A 1593-nucleotide genomic window follows, 5' to 3' on the forward strand; every position below is an offset into this window, starting at 1 on the left:
CGGTACTCGGGGCCGGGCTCCCGGCTCATCAGTTCCTTGACCGCGTCCAGCGGGGCCAGGCCCTCGTGGATGACCCGCTCCACCTGCTCGGTGATCGGCATCTGGACGTCCAGGGAGCGGGCCAGGTCCAGGACGGGACGGCAGGAGCGGACGCCCTCGGCGACCTGGTGCTGCTGGGCGTTGGCCTGGGCGAGCGGCACGCCCCGGCCGAGCTTCTCCCCGAAGGTGCGGTTGCGGGACAGCGGAGACGAGCAGGTGGCCACCAGATCGCCCATGCCGGCGAGCCCGGCGAAGGTCAACGGGTCGGCGCCGAGCGCCACACCGAGCCGGGTCGTCTCGGCCAGCCCCCGGGTGATCAGGGAGGCGATCGTGTTGGTGCCGAACCCCATGCCCTCGACCATCCCGGCGGCCAGCGCGATCACGTTCTTGACGGCGCCGGCGAGCTCACAGCCGATCACGTCCGGGTTCGTGTACGGGCGGAGGTAGGGCGTCCAGCAGGCTGCCTGGACCGCCCTGGCCACCCGATCGCTGACGCTGGCGACGACGGTGGCGGCCGGCTGCTCGGCCGCGATCTCCCGGGCCAGGTTCGGGCCGCTGACCACGGCGATCCGCTCCGGGGCCGCCCCGGTGACCTCCTGGATCACCTCGCTCATCCGCAGCTGGGAGCCCAACTCGATGCCCTTCATCAGGCTCACGTACACCGCGGACGGCTCCACCAGCGGGGCCCACCGCGCCAGGCAGGCCCGCAGCACCTGCGACGGCACGGCGATGACGACCAACTCGGCCCCGCGCAGCGCCTCGGCGGCCTCGAGCGTGGCGTCAAGTCGGTCCGGCAGCGTCAGGCCGGGCAGGTAGCGGGGGTTGGTGTGGCAGCGGTTGATCGACGTGACCACGTCAGGCTCGCGCGCCAGCAGCGTGACCCCGGCTCCGGCGTCCGCGAGCACCTTGGCGAAGACGGTCCCCCAGGACCCGGCGCAGAGAACAGCCGCCCGCCTCATCCGGACCGCCTGCCGGCAGCGGTCCGCGCGGCCGGGGATCCACCACGGCCGGCCACCGGCCGCGGATCGCCGGACCGAAGACGACCAGGCCGAAGGCTGCTGGTCTGAAGGCTGCCGGATCGGGCGTGACCTGGCCGGCGCCCGCCCGGCCGCTCGTGGCACGGCCGGCGGCGGCCCGGCCGTGCGCGCATCCGGTACGGCGCGCTGACGGCCGCCGTCGACATCACCCCGACACCGGCACGTTCAGCTCGCTTCACGTCGCAGGAGTCTTGCTCAGTCACGCAAAGACTGTCGAGAAGGCACCGGCGTCCGCACAGATCGTGTCCCAACCGGTGCGGCAGGACGGCCCGGGTGGCACGTGCCGACAGCCGGCGTGCCATAGAGTCGGCGTGCCATAGAGTCGGCGTGCCATAGAGTCGCTGCGGACACGAGCCGGTGTGTGACACCGGCGCCACCGGAGCCGCCACCCGCATGAAGCCGCCATCCACATGACCGGTTGGGTCGTTGTCGTACCGGTCAAACCGCTGGCAACCGCCAAGAGCCGGCTCGCCCGTCCGGACCGGGCGGCCCTCGCGCTCGCGATGGCCCAGGACGC

The 1593-nt window shown here is 73.1% G+C and carries 1 protein-coding gene; it reads right to left on the reverse strand.

What is annotated here, in order from left to right:
- On the reverse strand, window positions 1–998 hold a 998-nt coding region (locus CM1CMNOD_RS17210; RefSeq protein ID WP_131774086.1), incomplete at its 3' end, for an NAD(P)H-dependent glycerol-3-phosphate dehydrogenase.
- Window positions 999–1593: the final 595 nt, after the last annotated feature.

The organism is Protofrankia symbiont of Coriaria myrtifolia (assembly GCF_900634755.1).
Lineage (GTDB): Bacteria > Actinomycetota > Actinomycetes > Frankiales > Frankiaceae > Protofrankia > Protofrankia coriariae.